Origin of the sequence: Mesorhizobium sp. LNHC252B00 (assembly GCF_000502955.1) — a bacterium.
In the GTDB taxonomy this organism is placed as follows: domain Bacteria; phylum Pseudomonadota; class Alphaproteobacteria; order Rhizobiales; family Rhizobiaceae; genus Mesorhizobium.
In genome coordinates, this window is record NZ_AYWO01000030.1 from 48,942 (window position 1) to 68,883 (window position 19,942).

The window sequence follows — 19,942 nt, forward strand, 5'->3', positions numbered from 1 at the left end:
GTCCGCCAGTTTAGCTTTCGCTAATAGCTGGTGCGATGACGCCATCTCGTGGGGATTCACAGCCTCCGGGTTTCAATGTATGTTGCTCGGCATGGAACGGGCATTCGATGACATCGCTGCCGCCCTCAGAGAGCCCCGCCAGGACTTGTGGCGCCCTGTCCGCGCCATCGCCTGTGATTTTTCATGGAATGAGGACCCTGTTTGAGGGGTGATTTTCGTCCAAACGGGACCCCTTAACGAAGGGGTCATCAAGATGCCTCCGGTTTGATCGGAGGCACTTGTGTTTTGGATGTTGGTTGTGGAGACGATTGCAAAGATACGCCGGCTGTCGCTGGTGCAGGGGAAGTCGATCAAGGCGATCTGCCGGGAGCTGAAGATCTCCCGGAAGGTGGTGCGCAAGGTTTTGCGTTCCGAGGAGACAGAGTTCCGCTACGAGCGCAAGCATCAGCCTTATCCCCGGATGGGCGCCTGGCGTGACGAGCTGGATCGGCTGCTGTCGGCGAATGCGGCCAAGTCTCAGCGGGAGCGGCTGACACTGATCCGCATCTTCGAGGAGCTTCGCGGCCTCGGCTATGACGGTAGCTACAGTTCGGTGTGGCGGCATGCTCAGAGCTGGGAGGCGGATCGGGGCAGCGCCGCGGCCGAAGCCTACATTCCGTTGAGCTTTGCGCCGGGCGAGGCCTACCAGTTCGACTGGAGCCACGAGATCGTTCTGCTCGACGGCGTGACGGTCACGGTGAAGGTGGCGCACATGCGGCTTTGCCACAGCCGTATGTTCTTCGTGCGGGCCTATCCGCGCGAAACGCAGGAGATGGTGTTCGACGCCCATGACCGGGCGTTCAGCTTCTTCCGCGGCGCCTGCACGCGCGGCATCTACGACAACATGAAGACGGCCGTGGACACGATCTTCATCGGCAGGGATCGCCGCTACAACCGCCGCTTTGCGCAGATGTGCGGGCACTATCTTGTCGAGCCGGAGGCCTGCACACCGGCGGCCGGCTGGGAGAAGGGGCAAGTCGAGAACCAGGTCGGGCTGGTGCGCGAGCGCTTCTTCACACCGAGGCTGCGCTTCAAGACGCTGGAGGATCTCAACGGCTGGCTGGCCGACAAATGCGTTGCCTATGCCAAGGCGCATCGGCATCCTGAACAGGGCGAGCGCACGGTCTGGGAGGTGTTCGAAGAAGAGCGCGCCAGCTTCATTCCCTATGCCGGTCGCTTCGACGGCTTCCATTGCATTCCCGCGTCGGTGTCGAAGACCTGCACGGTGCGCTTCGACAACAACAAATATTCGGTGCTGTCGAGTGCCGTCGGCCGGCCGGTCGAGATCCATGCTTATGCCGACCGGATCATTATCCGCCAGGACGGCGTGGTCGTGGGCGAGCATGCCCGCTGCTTCGGCCGCAACGAGGTCATCTACGATCCCTGGCACTACGTGCCGGTGCTGGCCCGCAAGCCGGGCGGATTGCGCAACGGCGCGCCGTTCCTTGGCTGGGTGCTGCCGTCGGCCATGGAGAAGGTGCGCCGCAAGCTCAAGGCGGTTGATGACGGGGACCGGCAGATGGTGGCGATCCTCACCTGCGTGCTGACCGACGGATTGAGCGCGGTCGAGGCCGCCTGCCAGGAAGCCATCGAGCACGGCGTCTCGTCGTCGGCGGTGATCCTCAACATCCTGGCCCGCAGCCGCGATCCGGCGCCGGGCACGATCCTTTCCATTCCCCAGGCGCTGAAGCTGGCTCACGAGCCGATCGCCGACTGCGCCCGCTATGACAGCCTCAGGAGGACGAACAGCCATGGAACGCACCGAAGTACTGGAACTGATGGGGGCGCTGAAACTCTTCGGGATGCGCGCGGCCTATGACGAGATCATGGGCGTCGCCATCAAGCGGCAGCACGAACCGCCGAAGATCGTCGGCGATCTGTTGCAGGCCGAGATATCGGAGAAGCTGGCCCGCTCCATCAAGTACCAGCTCACCGTCGCCAAGCTTCCGCTGGCCAAGGATATCGAGGACTTCGATTTTGCCGGCACGCCGGTCAACGAGAGCCTGATCCGCGACCTCGCCGCCGGCGCTTTCGTCGCCGATCAGCGCAATGTCGTCCTGGTCGGCGGGACAGGCACCGGCAAGTCGCATCTGGCGATCGCCATTGCCCGTTCTCTCATCCGCAACGGCGCACGCGGGCGCTTCTTCAATGTCGTCGACCTCGTCAACAGGCTCGAGACCGAAACCCGCTCCGGCCGCCAGGGCCGCATTGCCGATCACCTGACCCGGCTCGACTTCGTCGTACTCGATGAGCTCGGCTATCTGCCCTTCGCTCTGGCCGGCGGGCAATTGCTCTTCCATCTGGTCTCGAAGCTTTACGAACGCACCAGTGTCATCATCACCACCAATCTCGCCTTCGGGGAATGGCCGAGCGTCTTCGGCGACGCCAAGATGACAACCGCGCTGCTCGACCGCCTCACCCATCACTGCGAGATCGCCGAGACCGGCAACGAATCCTGGCGCTTCAAGAGCCGATCTCAAAGCTAAAGCCGAAAGCCAATCAGCCGCGCCCGATCAGGCTGTGCAACCCCGACCAGCTCCGCCTGATCGGGCGCTTACCGGCGTGCCCTTCACCGCCCCAAAACCGGGGTCCCTTTTGGGGTCTGACTCACATTTGATGATTTTGCATGGCGGCGTGGTGCTGTTTTCTGAGGGGAATCAGCACCATGGTNCAACCCCGACCAGCTCCGCCTGATCGGGCGCTTACCGGCGTGCCCTTCACCGCCCCAAAACCGGGGTCCCTTTTGCGCGAAAATATGGGGTCCCGATTCCGTGATCATTGACAGGGGGTCTAATCATCCAACGAAATCGGTCAGTTGGATGGTGGGGGATGCAGGGATTGAACCTGCGACCCACCCGTGTGAAGGGTGTGTCCTCTCGTTGTCACACAATCGGGCGTGCCCAAGGAATTTTGACGTCGTCAGCAATGTCATTGCCGAGCAACAGGAGAATCTGCCCACATCTGCAAAGCCGATCCTACCGCTTCACCTGCGGCCGGCTCTGCTGGCAGGGGTAGCCATCGTCGAGCGGGTCGGACCAGAGATGCTTCAAATGCTGCGTGGTCACATGATGGGTGACAACAGGGTGAGACTCACTGACGCCACCGAGAACATGATAGCCCGAGCGCGCAGGTCGAGAGGCTCTTCTCAAATGCAGCTAATTTGAGAATCTGACGCCCAAGATTCTCACAATTAAATGCCAAGCCTGAACCATACCGCCGCATTCTTACAATTAAGTGCCAAGCGACACCGGGACAGGCGTAGAAGAGATTGTCGGCAAGCAGCATATCGACGGTGAGATTGCTAAGTGCCCGGTATTTGTGGAGCCTGGCCAGTACCTTTTTATTCTCTTCCAAGAACCTTCCCCATCAGATGGTGTTCGCGCGCTGGACTGATGACCATCGGTACGACCAACTGTCGCTAGTCCGTGCGTCCTACCGTCAAACGCAGTCGTTCGGTCTTCGGCTTTTCGCGCTCCTGCTCGAACGCCCAGGTCGGAGCCTCGAACGAATGCTGGAGAACCGGCTCGGGCAGCTCCCCGGTGACCTTGACATCCTCCTTTTTGAATTGATCCAGCTGTGGATCCCAGTTCAATATGGTGACCGGCGCGCCGGTCTTGTCTTTGCCGAGCACGGCAAACCCATCCGGAAACACGGCTCCGCCTCTTTCCCTGGCCCGAGCGATCAAGGCATCATCCATCCTGCCCAATTCGGCCAACGGGTCCGATCTATCGTCCGGAGATGCCAGAGAACTGAAAAATGCGCGGGCGACTCCGAGCTCGAGCGCGAAGTCGTTCGAAAGTCGCAGGTGGCGCGAGTCAAATCCACCGCCGGCCTCGTCTTCGGATGCGATCCAGAGTGCTGCTTGCGGGAAATCCGACAAGCCGATCAGCCAGTCCCTGTCGAGCCAATGGACGGCAAGGAACTGTGTTTCAGAGGGAACCCATGTGCCGGCCCGGGCAGCGGCAGCGATTGCAGGCCCGAACATCAGAGACAGGACCGTCAGATAGTTGCCCCGCCTGATGACGTTGGGATTGCTCGGCGGGCTGTCTGAACCGGCGGGCGCTGGAATTGCGGTGTGGTCGATAAGCAGTTCGGCGCGGGTGGCTGACGTCATCCAGGATCCCATCGAGAACCCATGCGAAGCAACAGCTCCGCTGATTTCGAAACCGAGATGGGGCTCCACCTGTTTGAGATAGCCCGACTCCACCGTGCGCTTGAACTGTTTCCGGGAGCTGCCGTGGGTGGCCTTGGACTCCGTTAGTGCGACGTCGGTGTCACCCGGCCTGCTGAATACGAAATCCGGGGACCTCCTGGTGCGCGGCTTGCGGGTCATGTGAAGGTTTTCGAAATGATCGCACCAGACATAGCCATCGCGGATCATTTGCAGATAGGCGATTGCTGCACCGGCCACCCCGATCATATGGGTCCGAGAAAAATCCTTCAGTCGCTTGACCGAGGGCAGGATTGAGAAATCAACGGGTCGTTCATTCACATGCTTTGCGATCAGGTGGCGGCAACCCTCGCTTTCGAAGGTGACCGCAGCCGGATCGATGGGATGCAGATGCGGGCACCTCGCCATTGCCCCGAACATTTCCTGTGGCGTGAACCGAATTTCGGCGACGCCAGGTGAACGTCCTCTGATCCCGGGAGCGGGTCCGTGGGCATGAGGCGTCACGGATTCGAGTTCAATTCGCTTGTTCTTCGTCGTCCAGATCACGTCCCGCCCAATCTTTTCTGAAGCCCAGCCCGTCTTATCACCCATGGGCGCCACGAATACAGCGACATCACAAGCTCAAAGCGTGACGTTCGCTGGCGAGACCAGCACCCTTTATGCAAAAGCGGCCACGCGGACGGCTCTATACGCTGCCGATGATCTGATCCGAGACAACCGCGTCCGCTCGGCACCCGTCATCGGCGCGGAAACCGTGGGCATTTCGCTGCGAAAGAGGAGATGTAACTCGGGCGTCGAGAAAGCGTCCCCGAAACCCGACCAGGCTTGTTTCCAAATCAGCTCCTGTTCGGGGCTGGCCGTGGCCACGGGCGTGAAGGCGTGTCCGGTCAGCATGCGTGCCCTTTGTCGGCTGCGTTGCTTGCGCGCATGGGATTTTACGGCGCGCTCAACGGCAGCGGCTTCCGTGACCGTGCCGAGAGCAATGCCGTCAATGATGCGATCAAGCCGCACATCGTTGGCGTCGGATTGGGTGATAGAGGCCGAAAGTCTGGCAGTTGCTTGAATTTGGGCGTAATCCGCCCATTGGGCTTCCAAAAACATAGGTGTCTCCGTTGTGTACCGCCGCTGTGGCGGTCCGACAAAAGGCCCGGCACCGAAGTTGATGGCATCGAGGAACGCTATGTCCTCGATGCCGCTCCGAAACCGAACTGCGCTAAGCTATCAGCTTTCCAGCTGCGTTGCCAGGATGTCCGACCATTCGCGCCTCATCTTGTCGAAGAGCTTCGCGCGATCGGGTTCATTGCGCCCCATAAACGACTGTGTGCGGGCGAGCGAGAACAGGAGAAGCTGCAGCCCGACCATCACGTCGGCGGCGCCCGAAAAACCGGCCGTATCTTCGTCGCCGTCATTCTCTGGATTGGCGGAGAGCGCCGCCTCCGACAATGGGCGGTAAACCCGATCGTAGAACGGATGCGCGGTGTTGATGGTCAGAACCACACGGCCAGCTTTGTACTCGACGTGATAGAAGGGCCAGAACGGGTCATGGGTGTATTTCGTCAAATAGGCCGATCCCTCGACACGGGCGATCGCGGCGTCCTCGCTCTCGCCCTCGCGACGGATGGATGCGGCGAGCTCCCGGATTTGTTGATGAAGCGCTTGCCGCTCCTCATCCGTGATCGGATTGGGCATCTCGATCCGCTCGGACTGAATGTCCTCCGCCTCGTTGGCCTTGCGCTCCGCCGCTGAAATCCCGCTGCGGTTGTTCGCCGCGGCGCTGGTGTTCTGGAACTTGCGGATGCGTTCGCGCACCGCTCCGACTTCATTGCCGATGGCCTTGGAGATCTCCTCCAGGACATAGGGTTTGGGGCGCACGCCCTGCTTGTTGGATGACAAGCCCATGGCTTCGTCCAGATCGCCCGAGAAGTCGATCTGCACCCTGAACCAATTCAGATCACCGTGCCGGCGTGCAATCTCCGGCACAACACCCGCGAACATCTCGCGATCATTCCGCAGGATCGAAACATTATGGTCATCATAGAGGCGCAAGGAGTTCTTGCGCACGGATCTAGGCAACTGGCTCCAGTCCTCGATTGGGAGCTCGTAAAGGCGGATACTCAGGTTGCCCTTTTCTCCGCCGGGCGAGCGCTCGATCGATACGGTCTTGGCGACCACCAAGCGCGATTTCGTCTCAGAAATACCCTCCACCTGGACGTGGCGGGAATTCTGGGACCAGTAGGTGGGATCGAAGGACTGTACGATTTTGTTATTGACCCAAATCCTGAGACCGTTGTCGATGAACTTGCGGTAGATGCGACCGATGTCTTTGATTGCCCGCTCCGCCAGGGTCCGCGCCTTGGCGGCGTCGATTCGATCGCAATCGGGGATGTAGACAAGGGTGCCGGAGCCGCCAAGGGCTTGGTAGACATCGTCCTCGGCTTCGGCGACGAGCTGCTGATCGTCGCGGTTCGGCCAGATCATCGGCTTGCAAATGATCGTGGCCACCTCGGTGGGAAGGTCATTGACCGACTCGGGGTCTTGCATCTCGATCATGTTGAGGCGCGACTTGCCAACTTCGTCTACATCGAGTGTCAACCGGTAGATGTCCTTCTCGCCCTCCCAGCTATAGACATCGAATGATGGCGCCATGCTGAGTGCGGCCGTTTTCATTCCCATGCCATAGCGGCCGATCCCGCTCCTCTTGTCGTAGTTGAGCGAACCGCCGAAGGACATTGCCAGCTTCAGGACATTGGGGCTCATTCCCTTGCCGTCGTCGAGGACAGCGACATCGATCCCATAGTCGCCTTTGCCGCCGGATTGGCGGAAATAGACGCGGACGTTATTGGCTCCCCACTGGATGGAATTGTCGATGATCTCGCAGAGCGCCGAGGTGGTCGACGAATAACCCTGGTCGCGCAGGCTGCGGATGAGTGTCTGCCCGAAGAACATCGGCACCTTCGCGCCGTCCTTGAGGACACGGCTCATGACGACCTTGCCGCCCCGGGGCGCGCTGTCGCCCCACGTGGCCACGTCGGCGGCGATCTGGATATCGGTCTCGATCGGCTCGACGCCCTCGATTTCGGGATAATCGTTGCTCATATGTATGTCTCCTTCTGTTGGCCACCGCTGTGGCGGCCTTGACAACCCTTAGGAGCTGGAAAACGCCGATCGTTACAGGCGCATCGTCGGCTTCGCAGCCGACCAGGACATTCGCCGTGCCGAACACGTTTGTTGGGCCGAGCGTACGAAACTGCTTGATCGAAAAAATTTCCGGGGCTTAGGCGTCCTGATCGGCATCGTTCCAACGCGGCACGAGTCCCCGCATGCCGTGTTCGGTCAAGGCGGCCCTATATGTTGCGCGGCTTCATGCCCCGAGGCGGCAGCTCGCGCGGACCGGGTCCCGAAGAACCACCATCGCGATCCGGTCGCCGCGACCACGCGGCAAGGGGGAGGCGCTCTCGCGATCACCGACGCTGGCTAGATCGGCGGAAGGATCACAAAGGTGGCGGGCAACCGGATACACCACCTCGCCCTCGCGCTCGACTTTGCCTTTCGCGCCCGGCATGCTGCTGCCAACGATGACGCGGCGCTGCTTTTCGAAGATTTGCGGCCAGATGAAGAGGTTGGCGATATGCGCTGATGCGCATCTGGTCCTTCTTTCGTGAACGTTCCGCAGAAGAATTCACACGGCTTCGAGTAAGTGGGCGCACGATCTTCCCCGGACGATCGGCAAGGCAATCTGTTCGCTGCTTGACTGAGCCTCGGCTATCGCAATCCAGCCGGCTTTTCCCGGGCCTTCCGCCACGACAAGTTTCCGACCAGCTCCTCGTAGGCACTCATTGGAGGTGCTTTTGGGCTATGCCGACGGCTCAGATAACGACTTGCCGAAGATGTTGAGAACCTCCGCCAGCTCTTTCAACATCTGCGACAACGGGCGAGTTTCCTGAGCGGTGAGGCGAATGTCCGGTCGTTCGAAGAGAGCAAGGCAGATTTCACTGGAATCGTGTCGCGACTGGTAGGCCAGTCCATCAGGCTGATCGTTATGATCCCACAACGCGTCGGACCAGAGGCCGCAGGGCTCATAGGGTCCGGTCGAGATCGCGTTGTCTGTACCGACGCCTTGAAGGCCGGCACCGTGAAGACGCGCAACCCGCAATGGCCGGACCGAGACGAGACTCGTGGCAGAGCGGCCAGCGATATCGATCGAGGAGACCATCAGCCGCTGTGGGTTTCGCAGGAGTGTTTCGGCCAGTGCACCGCGAAGAGTTAGTCCGGCGTAGAGGACTCCGAACCGGCCGCTGGCGCAGTCGAAGCGGCTGGTGGCCGGCACGCCGGGCCCCGGCCCGAAGAAGATCGGATTGAACGATGATTGGTGAACACGGTGCAGCGGCTGCCCCGCTCTTATTTCGTCGATGGGCAGAGAAATCTTTCCGAGCCAATCAGGAGGTGGAGGCGCCGCACCGGAAGGTCCGCGCTGTGCGATCTTCTTTCCGGATTTCATGCATAGCCGTCCTGCGCCTCGCTCCGCAGCTGGCGCAGGACCGCTTCCCGATTGCCAGCCTTCAGAACCTCAAGTGGCGAGCGCCCTCCAAGCGCAGAATCGGGTGCGAGTAGGAAGTCCAGCGCCACCCACGACCCGGACGAGGCGTAGGCACGCACAACGTCTGGAATGCCGGTCACCACATCCGTATTGTCGAATTGGCAAGCCGGATAGCGCCAATCGCTTCCTTCCCGGACGGCAAGCATAGATCCCGCGCGCCGGCGCTTGTCCACTGCCTGGCGTGAGATGCCGAGCAAACGTCCCGCATCTTCGGCGGACAAAGTGCCTCCCGCGCGCTCGATCAAGAGCTTACGATGTTCAACATTCCTGACAAGGGCTGGAACGAGCGGATCGAGCTCAATGACTGCCGATCCAATGACGTCTGATTGGCTGAGGAGATGCGCGAGCGATCCAGCATCGGTCGGAGCGGCGAGTGCTTCGGACAAGGTCTTGGGCGACGCACTTGCTGTCATGCGCTCAAGCGCTGATGTGGCGCGTCGCAGGAACACAGCTTGAAGCGTATCGGACCCGCGAATATTCGTGCTTGGTGCCGGGCGAGCCATAAGTGACCTCTCTAGTTGACGTGAGGATTATATATGCATGCATCTACCCACGTCAACTTGGGTGGATGTCTTTGCCGCATGGAGCGGCCTCCGGCGGAAGCCTGACACCGGCGACGGACGTTACTATGTTGCCCTTGGTCCTACCGGCTTCGCTGATACAGCTCGAAGACCCATGGAGAATGGTGGTGCTCCTGATAGACCAGGCTGAGGTGTTTTTTCGAGCGAGTCACCCCGACATAGAACAAGCGCCTGGCCTCACGGAGACCTGCGGGAGTGCTTTTGTCGCGCGTGCTCGGCATGTCGGAGGCATTTACGCCATACATGATGACCGCATTGAACTCCCGCCCCTTGGCGCTGTGCAGGCTGCTGAGGTTGACGCGTCCCGATCCTTCCGACCGTCCGGCGAGATGCGCCAATGGAATGTCCAGATCGCGGGCCGGGTCGGTGTTGGAGATCATCTCGTCGCAAACGTCCCACTCCTGTTCGGGAGTGCGAGCGATCATGCGCCACGGCGTGATGAGTTCTCGCGCGACCCGTTGCAGCCAGACGTGAGTGGTTTCGCTGCTTCCGAATGAGGTGCTCAGAAATTCCATGAGTTGGGCGGACAGTTCCTCTTCCTCACGCTCACTGGCGTGGCGCCCGTAGACGAGCGTCGTCGCTTGCGACAGAAGCCGAGCATATGGCGGCTTGGCATCGCGCCAACCGCCCGTGATCCAGCGGGCACATTCCTCAATGAAGCGCGCAAGGCGGGAACTTCTTTTGACCAGGGCGTTCGTGTCGGTTCGGAAAAACGGGACTCCCGCCTCCTTCAAAGCGGCTGCCACCTTGTCGCCGAGCCAGGCGGCCCGGTAGAGAACCGCGATTTGCCCCAGTTCGAATCCCTGTTCGAGAAGCTTCGGGATGATCGTGTTGGCTACCGCTTCAGCTTGATTCTCGTGTCCGTACGGAACTGGCCAGAAGCTGAGATCGCCGTCGGGAGCGCCATCGATGCCGTGATAGTCGCGTTCCTCGCCAAGGGCACCGAGCGAGGCTCGAATGATCTTCGCGCCGGAACGATAATTGAAGCGGAGCCTGATCGTGCGCACATCGGAGCGGCGCGTCAGGCTTTCCAGCAGCTCAGGGTTGGCGCCGGCGAAGCCGTAGATCGACTGGTCGGTGTCGCCCACCGCAAACAGCCGAATGCCGCCTTCGAAGCAAAGCAGGAGGACGAGCTCGTGCAGCGCATGACCGAGATCCTGGTATTCGTCGACAAACAACACGGGGAAACGAGCTCGGATAGCGTCGCGAATCCAGCCGTTCGCCTTGATCATGCGATAGGCGATCAGCGGCATGTCGTCGAAATCGATCAGCCCTTGCCGGCGCAGTTCCATCTCGTAGGCTTCAACGAAACCAGCCAGCTCGGGATTGCGCCCCCGCCATTCGGGCCGCGTACGATCGACATCGCGGACGCGCTTTTCCGAGGCGAACTTCCATCTGTCGTGAGGGTTGCCCAAGCCGTTGATCGATTTGCTGTATGCCGCTTCCACAGCGGCCCGTATCTGGGATTTGCTCGCGACCTTGAAGTCCGCTGGAAGCCCAATGGGCACGCAGCGCGCATACGGGCCGATGACCTGGCTCAGCGCGAAGCTGTGCACGGTGCCGATGAAAGCGCGGTCTCCAGGTACGATCCCGAGACGGGCGAGGCGTGTTTCCAGTTCGATCGCGCAGTCGTTGTTGTAGGTGATGCAGGCGACGCCGCGAGGATCGGGTACGTCCTGGATCACGGCGCGTGACATGGCGATCGTCAGCGTCTTGGTCTTGCCACTTCCCGGGCCGGCAAGCACGACGCAATGACCTCCTTCTACGACGGCGGCGGCCTGCTCCGGATTGGCCTTGAGGTCTGCGAGGGCTTGGACAAGGGGCCGGTCGCTAAGCATTGGCGACCAAAGCCACGACGTTGTTGATGGCGTTTTCGATATAGGCGGGCGGATTGAGCCCGATGGTTTTCTTTGCCAACCGGGCACCGAGCCGGCCTTTTCCAACGCTTGCGACCATGGCCAGAAGTTGTTCAGCATCAACCCGTGTGCCACCTCGCCAGTCGGCAATGCGCTTGGTCCTCACCGAACCGAAATTCTGTTCGCTCAGGATATCGAGGAGCGGGTCCAATAGCGCTTGCGTGTTGGCGACGGAGACTTCGAAGGTTCGTTCGTTAAGGAAGATTCCGGATTTCGCCGCGTCGGCGCTGAATGCGGCATAGTCTGATGCTTCCCACCTCGCCAGATCTGCCGTCGTCAGAAGAGGCTTGCCACGAACGGCGAGCATGTCCTGCCAGAGATCAAACGTTCGTTTCTTGCCGAGAGGAGGCTTGGTGCCGTCGAGGGGATCCCAGTCGGTGACAACGCAATAGGGCAGTGACAGCGCCTCGGCGAGCTTGACGTAAGGACGGAAGTTCGTGCCAGCGACGTTGCATACGGTGATGCCGAGATCATCAAGCGAATGGCCGNAATGGCCGAGCGAGGCGGCGAAGATAGGCATGAGCGCCTCCTCCGCATCGCCCTCGACGAAGATGACGCCGCGCGCGAACAAGAGTTCGGCGCGGGACGCGTCGAGATAGTTCTCCAGATCATCTAGTTCGTCGGGCGTCACCGGCAGGTTGGCCAGTGAGAATGCCTGCGTCGCGCCCCCTCGCCTCTTCAGCTGAACGATCGACTGCAGCGGCGCGACTGCTGCCAGTGTAGGCGAGTGGCTGGTGACGATCATGGCCTGAGAGGCCTCGGCATTGCCGAGCAACTTCGCGAACACCGATCGCTGCAGGTGCGGGTGCAGGTGCGCCTCCGGCTCTTCGATGCACAGCAGCGAGAAATTGCGCTCGTTCTTCTTCCGGCGCCAGGCGAATTCCGCAAGCTTCAGCGCCAGCAGGGCCACGTTCGCCGATCCCAGGCTGGCCTCGGCGATGCCGCGTTTGCCATCATCGATGAACATCGCAATCGCCCGGAACAGGCGAAGCGGGTCGGCCGGTGCAAATCTCAGGCGCGCATCGATGTCATGCGCCTTTCCCGACAAACGGGCTATCCCGGCACGCAGTTCATCTTCCAGCGTCTTGATGGTCGGAAAGGCCTCAAGCGTCTTGCTCGCCTTGTCCAGCTCGGTCGCGACAGTGCCGAGATCCGCGCGGCTTATCGCTGAGACGGCTTCTTCGAGCAGATGGCGCAGCGGGGAGGCCCGCCAGCTGCTGAGCTGACCTTCCGCGTCGCGCAAGGCATCGAGCAGATCGATCGCAATGCGCCGGCGCATCTTGCTCGGCAGCGAACGTGTTTCGTCGCCGCCGCCAAAGACCAGAAACTCGCAATCGGCGCCCGATTGAGGCGGCCCGGCAACGTCCGACTTCTTGCGGAAGATGTAGCTGAGCCGTGCGATACTCGGATCATGAGGCGCCCGAAAATCGGTCAGCAGCGCGGTCAGTGACATGTCCGACGCGAAATCCGAGATCTCCAGATGGACCTCGATGGGCGCGCTGTAGTCGGTAGGCCCGCCATCCCAGTAATCGGTGAGCTTCAGCTGCCTTGCCGAATCGGGCAGTGTCGGATCGAGAATGAGTTGGATCGCGAACAGCAGATTGCTCTTGCCAACTCTGTTTTCTCCGAGCAGCACGACATTGCCGGCCAGCGCGACGTCGATCGATTGAAAATTCCTGAAATTCCTGATGCTCAACTTGCTGAGATACATTTTCCGCCCCAACGTCTAAGCTTTTTCTTTGCCTGAGCTTCAATAGCGGGTGATTTTGGGCGATCACAGTGCCCTGTTGGAAGAACATGACGAAAACCGATGCCTATTCGTTCCACTGACGTCGTCGATGGCATGCTGGCGCTTCGCAGCGCTCGCGCTTCCGCCGCGCGGGAAGGTGCAATCGGTCGTGAGATCGTCACCCTGCCCCTGCTCGCTGCGCGCCTTGTCGGCGGCTTCGCGACACCGGCCGGCACCGACGTGCTCTATCCGGCAATCCAGGCGGCGCTGACCTCGGAAGGCTTTCGCGACATCGGAACGGTGGCAGCGTTGCCAGGGATGCCGCGCGCGGTCCTGCATGCGCTCGATTGCGTCTGGCGGGCGGATCTCGATCTGTCGTCGCTGGCAGGCGGGACGCCGAGGTTCAATGACCTGCATGTCATCGAGACCTACGTTCGCGATCACATTCCACCCGCGCAAATGCTGCCGCGCGATCTTCGCGACGCCGCCTTGAGGCGGGTCGATCTTGCGCGCGGCTTGCTGGGTCCAGTGACGCTTTCGGGATTGGTGGACGTGGATTCTCTTTGGCGGCCGCTTGTCAATGAGCTCGTTCGCGTCACCGATCTCACCTGGGAGCTGCCGGAACCTGTCGAACAACCATGGTTCAGAGGGTCGATCCGGAAAACGCCGGCGACGACTCCGGTCCGAACAACGGCCGAGGCGAGCGCGGACCCCAAGTCGGAGGTCGTCGAGGCGTTGCGTTGGATCCGGCAGCTGCTCGCCACCGGGAAGGTTAAGGCACAAGACATCGCCGTCGCCGCGACTTCGACTCCTGACTGGGACGATCATTTTTTGGCCTATGCGAGAAGCGCCGGGCTGCCACTGCATTTCTCTCACGGCGTGCCCGCCTTGAGCACGCCGGAGGGCCAGGCCTGTGCCGCGCTGGCGGACATTCTTGTAAACGGTCTCGATCAGGAGCGTATCTGGCGCTTGATCCGACGCCTGCCGTCGCGTCCATTTGCCGGCTTGCTTCCGCCGGACTGGTTTGCTGCTGTTCCGCGAAGCGCGGGTCTGCGGAGCCTCGGCCAGTGGCAGGAAGTGCTGGCGGCGGCCAGGCCGCAGCGCGCCAATGGTGAACTGGCCGAGCACGTCCTGCTGCCCATTCTCGAGCTTCTCGCGCGCGGAGCGGAAGTGGCTGGGGAAGCGGGTGCACGGATGCTGAGCGGCGCTAGCCTGGCGATGTGGGAAGAGGCGCTGCGAAGTGCGCCTGCGCAAGCCATTGCCCTATCGTTACAAGCGTTGCGCGTCGTCGACCAGCTTGACCCGGCCAACAGCGTCGTGTGGTGCCCGGCGTCGCAATTGGCCGCATGTCCGCGGCCCTACACCCGCCTGCTTGGCCTCACCAGCCGGTCCTGGCCGCGCTCGGAAAACGACGACCCGCTGTTGCCGCACCATCTGCTCGACCGCCGCAGGCTCCATCCCGCGGGTGTCCCTGAACGCGACCGACGCTATTTCGCGGTCATCCAGGCGCATACCCGCGAACAACTCATCCTGTCGCGGCCGCTGCGCAACGCCAAGGGCGGCGTTCTGTCGCCAAGCTCGCTCTGGCCCTCAGACGAGATCGTGCACAAGCGCGACCGCATTCCAGGGCATGCTTTCAGCGAAGCGGACAGGCTCTTGGCGAAACCCCGCGATGCCGGCCAACTCGCGCATGTTCGCCAGAGCCAGCTTTGCTGGCGCAACTGGCAATGGCCTTCGACACTGACGCCGCATGACGGCCTCTCAGGCTCCAACCATCCGGCGATAGAAAGAGCCTTGGCGAGAGTCCAGTCGACGACGTCGCTCCAGCGGCTGCTGCGCGACCCGCTCGGGTTCGTCTGGCGTTACGCGTTGGGTTGGCGCTCAGCGCGATTCCAGTCTGACCCGCTGCAACTCGATGCAGCCTCGTTCGGCGAACTGGTGCATGAGTTGATCAGCGGCGCGATCGCGGCGCTCGAGCCTGCGCCGGGCTTTGCGCGCGCGAGCGCCGGCGAGATCGAAGCGGCGATCGGTCATGCTTCGACGGCGATCCTGAATGCCTGGCCGCTTCAGCGTTCAGTGCCCCCGCCGATTCTGTGGCGGCATACCGTGAATGAGGCTGCGCGCCGCACGGCAAGAGGCCTTGCCGCCGACGATCAGGTCAGATCCGATACGCGCAGCTGGACGGAAGTGCCGTTCGGCCAGCGAGATGCCGCGCAGGAGGAGGCGCCGTGGGACACGACGGTCGCGGTGTCGATCCGACAAAGCGGCCTGGTGTTCGGCGGCCGCATGGATCGGCTCGATATCCGTGCCACCGGCGATGGCGCGCGCATCACCGACTACAAGAGCGCCAAGCCGCCTCCGAAACACCAGCGCATCGCGTTGGGCCAGGGACGGGAACTGCAGCGTGTGCTTTACGCCATCGCGGTGCGCGCGTTGCTCCCCGAAGTCAGGACGGTTGTGGCGCGCCTGATCTATCTCGCCGATGATCCGACAACTTTCGAGCTCAAGGGCGACGAGCTGGATGCGGTGGTGAACGAAGCGGCAGGCTATCTATCGGCGGCAATGGCGATTCTGCGCAGCGGCAGCATTGCGCCGCGTTGGGAGCAGGACGCCGACTATGACGACATGCGCCTGGCGCTTCCGGCCGATCGCGAAAGCTACCTGCGCCGCAAGGCCTCCGAGTTCCGGGCGGCCAACCAGCCGCTCAACCGGCTGTGGAGCGCCTCGACATGATGCTCGTCGACCAAGACGCCCGCTGCCGGGCCATGACGGATTTCTTCTCGATCCTGCTTGTCGAAGCGGCCGCGGGAACCGGCAAGACCTCGCTGATGGCCGGTCGCGTCGCGATGATGCTCGCAGCCGGCCATCATCCCGGTGACATCGCTGCCATCACCTTCACCGAACTCGCGGCGAGCGAGCTCGCGCGCCGCATCAGGCAGACGATTGAACTGCTATTGGCGGGCGATGTTCCTGCTTTCCTAAAGTCCGTTCTTCCCAATGGCCTTTCGGACCAGCAGCACGATGCGCTCGTCGCCGCCTCTCCCCGCCTCGATGATCTGACGGCAACGACCATCCATGGATTTTGCCAGGCGATCATCCGCAGCCATGGCGTCCAGGCTGGCCTCGATCCCGGTGCCCGCGTGGTCGATGCGGGCGTTGCCGACAATCTGTTCATGGCCGAGCTGTCGGCCTGGTTCGCGCGTCGGCTCGCGGCCGATGCGGCGGAAGCTGACCCGATCGTCGTCCTGGCCGAGGAAATCCCGCTTCAGGTCGTTGACCTTATTCGGGAACTCGCGAGTCTCCGGCGCAAGCATCCCGATGCCCAACCGATCCCTCCCTCTGCCGACGCACGGCCGGACATTGATTTCGTCCAGGCGGTGGACGATTTCGACCGATGGCAGGCAGGCGCAGCGCCGGACAAATGGCTTTCCGACATCGCGCACGAGCTGCGCCGGCTTGCGGAGCGCTATCAGGATTGTCTTGCAAACAACGAGGATTTCGGAAGCCTGTGGCGGCTTTGCGATCCGGGAGCCGGCCGTCTCTTCCAGCGCAAAGGCCTGCAACTCAAGACCTACGACGAGGCCGCGCGGGGCTTCGGCGCGCATCGCAACGATGCCGGCGCCGGAGACGGCCGGGCGCTCTATGAAACCGTCGCCATAGCCTGGAGCGAGCTCGTCGGCCATATCGCCAGCACGCTGGTTTGTTCGCTATCGGCCTCGCTCGACCAGCTGCTCGAAAGCTATCAGGCGCGCAAGCGGGCGGCCGCGGTGCTGGATTTCGACGACCTGCTGATCCACGTTCGATCGCTGGTGCGCGGCCACGAGGAGGTGCGTCAGGCCATCAGCCAGCGCTATCGCTATGTCCTGGTCGATGAATTCCAGGACACGGACGGCATCCAGAACGAGATTTTGTTCTCGATCGCCGCTGAAGCTCGACCTGCGCGATGGGAAGAATCGGAGCTGCGGCCCGGCGCGCTCTTCCTGGTTGGCGATCCGAAACAGGCGATCTATCGTTTTCGCGGTGCCGACATCGAAGCCTACGAGCGCTGCCGCCGCCTGATTGATAACCAGGATCAGGGCGCGGTGCTCGAGATCACAGCCAATTTCCGATCGCTCAGTCCGATCATCGACCACGTGAATGTCTGCTTCGATCCGGTCTTTGCCAAGCCCTCGCAGCCCCGATACGTCGCGCTGGCGCCAACACTCCTCGAGACGTCGCATCCGCTTCCCTGCGTGGCTCGCTTCACCGTCGAGGTCGCGACCGAGGGACGGATCTACGCCGAAATGTTTCGGGAGGCCGAGGCCGAGCGGGTCGCCGACATCTGCACCGCCTTGATCGGCAACGTGCCGATACAACGCGCCGACAAGACATGCACGCCGCTCCAGGCCGGCGACATCGCGCTGCTTTCGCCGGGACACACGGAACTGTGGCGCTACGAACGGGCACTTGAGCAGCGCGGGCTCGCGGTATCCTCGCAAGCCGGCCAGACGCTGATGCGACGACAGGAAACGCAGGACATCCTGGCGTTGTTGCGGGTCCTCGCGGATTCGTCCGACACCTTAGCCTTTGGCGCGCTGATGCGCGGACCGTTGGTGGGCTTGAGCGATCAAGAACTGCTCGATATCACCGCGACCCTTGCCGCCAGGGAAGAAGGCCAAAGCTTTTTCACCGTGCGGACGGACCCCGAACTGGTGCAGCATGTGGTGGCAAGGCACATTCTCATCGAGCTGCAACAGCTTCGCCGGCGGGCGTCGATTGTGACGCCGAGCCTGATTCTTGCGGAAGCCATCGAACGCTTGAACGTTCGCGTGATCATGGCGGCGCGACATCGCAACCGAAGTGCCCGCGCACTCGCCAACCTGGACGCCCTGATCGAGAGAGCGCGCGGCTACGCGGTCGCTGGCCTGCGCGCATTCATCCGCGAGCTGCAGGCAGATTGGGAACGCAAGGCCCGAGCGCAGGAAGGGCGCATCGACGCCTCCGAGGATGCCGTCGAGATCGTCACCATTCATAGCGCCAAGGGCCTGGAGTGGCCGGTCGTCATTCCGGTCAATTCCACGACCGAGCTCTACCGGCCGGATCAGTTCGTGCATCGGCAATCCGACAACAGCCTGCATTGGATGCTCGGCGGCGTCGCGCCGCCGGAGCTGGCGGCGGCACGTGCAGCGGAAAGCCTGGAAGATGCCAATCAGCGAGAGCGGATCTGGTATGTGGCCTGCACGCGGGCACGGGACCTGCTGATCCTGCCGCACATCCCTCAGGCGTCCAAAGATTCTTGGTTCAGCTCCATAGACCTGCGTCAGCAAGACATTCCCGAACTAGACCTTTCGTCCTTTGCGCGGCGGGAAACGCCGGGGCGGGTCTCTCGGCCGAACGAGCAGTCTTCAGACATTTTTGCCGCCGAGCAGCAATCCGTCGAGGGAAGCGCACCGCCAATTGTCTGGCGCCGGCCCAGCGAGCATGACGCCGATCGGCTCAGCGATCCCCTCGACAGGGTCGTAAGATCGGAGACTCATGCCGAACATCTTGAGGTCGTCGGCGCCGGGGCGCGCCGCGGTGTCATCCTTCACAAGCTGATGGAAGAGCTTCTCACCGGCGAGCTTGCTGTTGAACTTGGCGCTAGCGTGTCCCGCGCGCTCGAATTGCTCGAACAGCTGATGCCCGACGTCGACGAAGGCGAACCTCGCCCCGACCCCAATGAGATGGGAGCCACGGCGCTCCGCGGCCTCGCATTGCCCCAGATTGCCGAACTGCGGCCCAATCTCGTCCCCGAAATCGCAATCTGGAGCCATGACGAGGTTGGCCTTATCGCCGGTCGTGCCGACGCTTTGGCGATCATCGAAGACAGGGTCGACGCTGCGATCGACTGGAAGTCTGATGTGAATCCCTCGCCGGCGGTGCGCGAAGCCCATGCGCAGCAGCTGCGCGATTATCTTTCTGCGACGGGCGCCAGACGCGGCGCGATTGTCTACCTGACGAGCGGCGAGATCGCCTGGGTCCAACGGGCGGACAGAGTGAGCCGCGATCAATAGTGCCCTGAGGGTCGGTTCGCAGCCCGCAGGCATGCCCCAAGCTAAAACCGGATGCATGTTATTCGCCTTCGGATTCCGGATGACGAAACAAATCGACAGAACGCGCAGAGCTCGAGGCGAAACTGCGTGCGCGATGTGGATATGACCATCCAGGGATCCCTGAGATGATATCGAATAGTGATTTTATGGGCCAAAGAGCGGCAACGGAGCTAGCTGGCGGCATAGCAACGCTGGCAAAGCAGCAACACGATGAACGATCAAGGGGACGCGATATGTCTCGTTAGGTTTCGGCACAGCATAGGTTCGTGCAGCGTTAAGGCCTCGATTGCAGGAAACTACAGCACTAGCAGTAACCGGCTGTAGTCATCTGGATCAAAGGCATCCTCTCTGATCGGGGATAGTGTCCTGAAGGTTCTGCAAAAAGTTTTGGAGAGAGAACGGTCGTTGCGCTGAGGCGAAAGCGGCCATAGATCGGAAGAGCACACNTGCAATCACCGATTCCCGTGGAAGGGGAAGTGCCATGACCAATCGAGAAGCTAGACTGAGCAGGGGTGAGTTGAAAGCGTTGCTGTTGTCGGACGAGGACGGGTTTCGCAAGGCGTTGCAGCTTGTCGTGCAGGAGGCTCTGGAGGCCGAGATGACGGAGGTGATCGGGGCCGGGAAAGGTGAGCGGACGACAGAGCGGATTGGCTATCGGTCTGGCTATTACGAGCGCAAGCTGGTGACGCGGGTCGGGGTGCTGGAGCTGCGGGTCCCGCAGGATCGGGCAGCCCGGTTCTCGACGGAGTTGTTTGAGCGCTACCAGCGTTCGGAGAAGGCGTTGGTGTCGGCGCTGGTCGAGATGTACGTGCAGGGCGTCTCGACCCGCAAGGTGAAG

13 protein-coding genes are annotated in these 19,942 nt (G+C 61.8%); 6 read left to right on the forward strand and 7 right to left on the reverse strand.

The genetic code is table 11. The features are described 5' to 3' along the window. Nucleotides 1-289: 289 nt before the first annotated feature. On the forward strand, nt 290-1,858 hold the full coding sequence (gene istA / locus X744_RS144410; protein WP_023762035.1) for an IS21 family transposase: 1,569 nt from the start codon (nt 290-292) through the stop codon (nt 1,856-1,858). After that, nucleotides 1,791-2,525, forward strand: a complete 735-nt coding sequence (gene istB, locus X744_RS144405; RefSeq protein WP_031260992.1) for an IS21-like element helper ATPase IstB — start codon at nt 1,791-1,793, stop codon at nt 2,523-2,525. The genes istA and istB overlap by 68 nt, the downstream gene beginning before the upstream one ends. Before the next feature lie 932 nt (nt 2,526-3,457). Here istB and X744_RS0138195 read toward each other — a convergent pair. The 3 genes from X744_RS0138195 to X744_RS144395 form a co-directional block, all read right to left on the reverse strand. Next, on the reverse strand, nt 3,458-4,801 hold the full coding sequence (locus tag X744_RS0138195) for a hypothetical protein (protein ID WP_156938619.1): 1,344 nt from the start codon (nt 4,799-4,801) through the stop codon (nt 3,458-3,460). 66 nt (nt 4,802-4,867) lie between these two features. Then, nucleotides 4,868-5,311: a hypothetical protein gene (locus tag X744_RS144400; RefSeq protein WP_023762039.1), complete on the reverse strand. Its 444-nt coding sequence runs from the start codon at nt 5,309-5,311 to the stop codon at nt 4,868-4,870. Between the two features lie 120 nt (nt 5,312-5,431). Beyond that, the gene (locus X744_RS144395) at nt 5,432-7,306 is read right to left on the reverse strand and encodes an ATP-binding protein (RefSeq protein ID WP_023762040.1); all 1,875 of its coding nucleotides are present in this window, start codon (nt 7,304-7,306) and stop codon (nt 5,432-5,434) included. 403 nt (nt 7,307-7,709) lie between these two features. Between X744_RS144395 and X744_RS1000000174055 the strand changes: the two genes are divergently transcribed. Continuing rightward, a complete protein-coding gene (locus X744_RS1000000174055) occupies nt 7,710-7,847 on the forward strand; it encodes a hypothetical protein (RefSeq protein WP_023762041.1) in 138 nt (45 codons plus the stop codon). 216 nt (nt 7,848-8,063) lie between these two features. Here X744_RS1000000174055 and X744_RS144390 read toward each other — a convergent pair whose 3' ends face one another. From X744_RS144390 to X744_RS144375, 4 genes are all read right to left on the reverse strand, one after another. Then, entirely contained in the window at nt 8,064-8,708 is a 645-nt protein-coding gene (locus tag X744_RS144390) for an RES family NAD+ phosphorylase (RefSeq protein WP_023762042.1), read from the reverse strand. Next, complete coding sequence (locus X744_RS144385; protein ID WP_031260997.1) at nt 8,705-9,310, reverse strand: helix-turn-helix domain-containing protein; 606 nt, start codon at nt 9,308-9,310, stop codon at nt 8,705-8,707. Before X744_RS144385 ends, X744_RS144390 begins: the two co-directional genes overlap by 4 nt. 140 nt (nt 9,311-9,450) lie before the next feature. Then, nucleotides 9,451-11,226 (reverse strand): ATP-dependent helicase, encoded by a 1,776-nt coding sequence (locus tag X744_RS144380; RefSeq protein WP_023762044.1) that lies wholly within the window; start codon nt 11,224-11,226, stop codon nt 9,451-9,453. Next, on the reverse strand, nt 11,219-13,015 hold the full coding sequence (locus X744_RS144375) for an AAA family ATPase (protein ID WP_023762045.1): 1,797 nt from the start codon (nt 13,013-13,015) through the stop codon (nt 11,219-11,221). The genes X744_RS144380 and X744_RS144375 overlap by 8 nt, the downstream gene beginning before the upstream one ends. Nucleotides 13,016-13,114: 99 nt before the next feature. Here X744_RS144375 and X744_RS144370 point away from each other — a divergent pair, with 99 nt between their 5' ends. The 3 genes from X744_RS144370 to X744_RS144360 form a co-directional block, all read left to right on the forward strand. Then, nucleotides 13,115-15,766: a PD-(D/E)XK nuclease family protein gene (locus tag X744_RS144370; RefSeq protein WP_031260998.1), complete on the forward strand. Its 2,652-nt coding sequence runs from the start codon at nt 13,115-13,117 to the stop codon at nt 15,764-15,766. Next, complete coding sequence (locus tag X744_RS144365; protein WP_032908029.1) at nt 15,763-19,065, forward strand: UvrD-helicase domain-containing protein; 3,303 nt, start codon at nt 15,763-15,765, stop codon at nt 19,063-19,065. Before X744_RS144370 ends, X744_RS144365 begins: the two co-directional genes overlap by 4 nt. A gap of 520 nt (nt 19,066-19,585) precedes the next feature. Further along, nucleotides 19,586-19,942: IS256 family transposase (locus X744_RS144360; protein ID WP_023762048.1), on the forward strand; the 357-nt coding region annotated here is incomplete at its 3' end.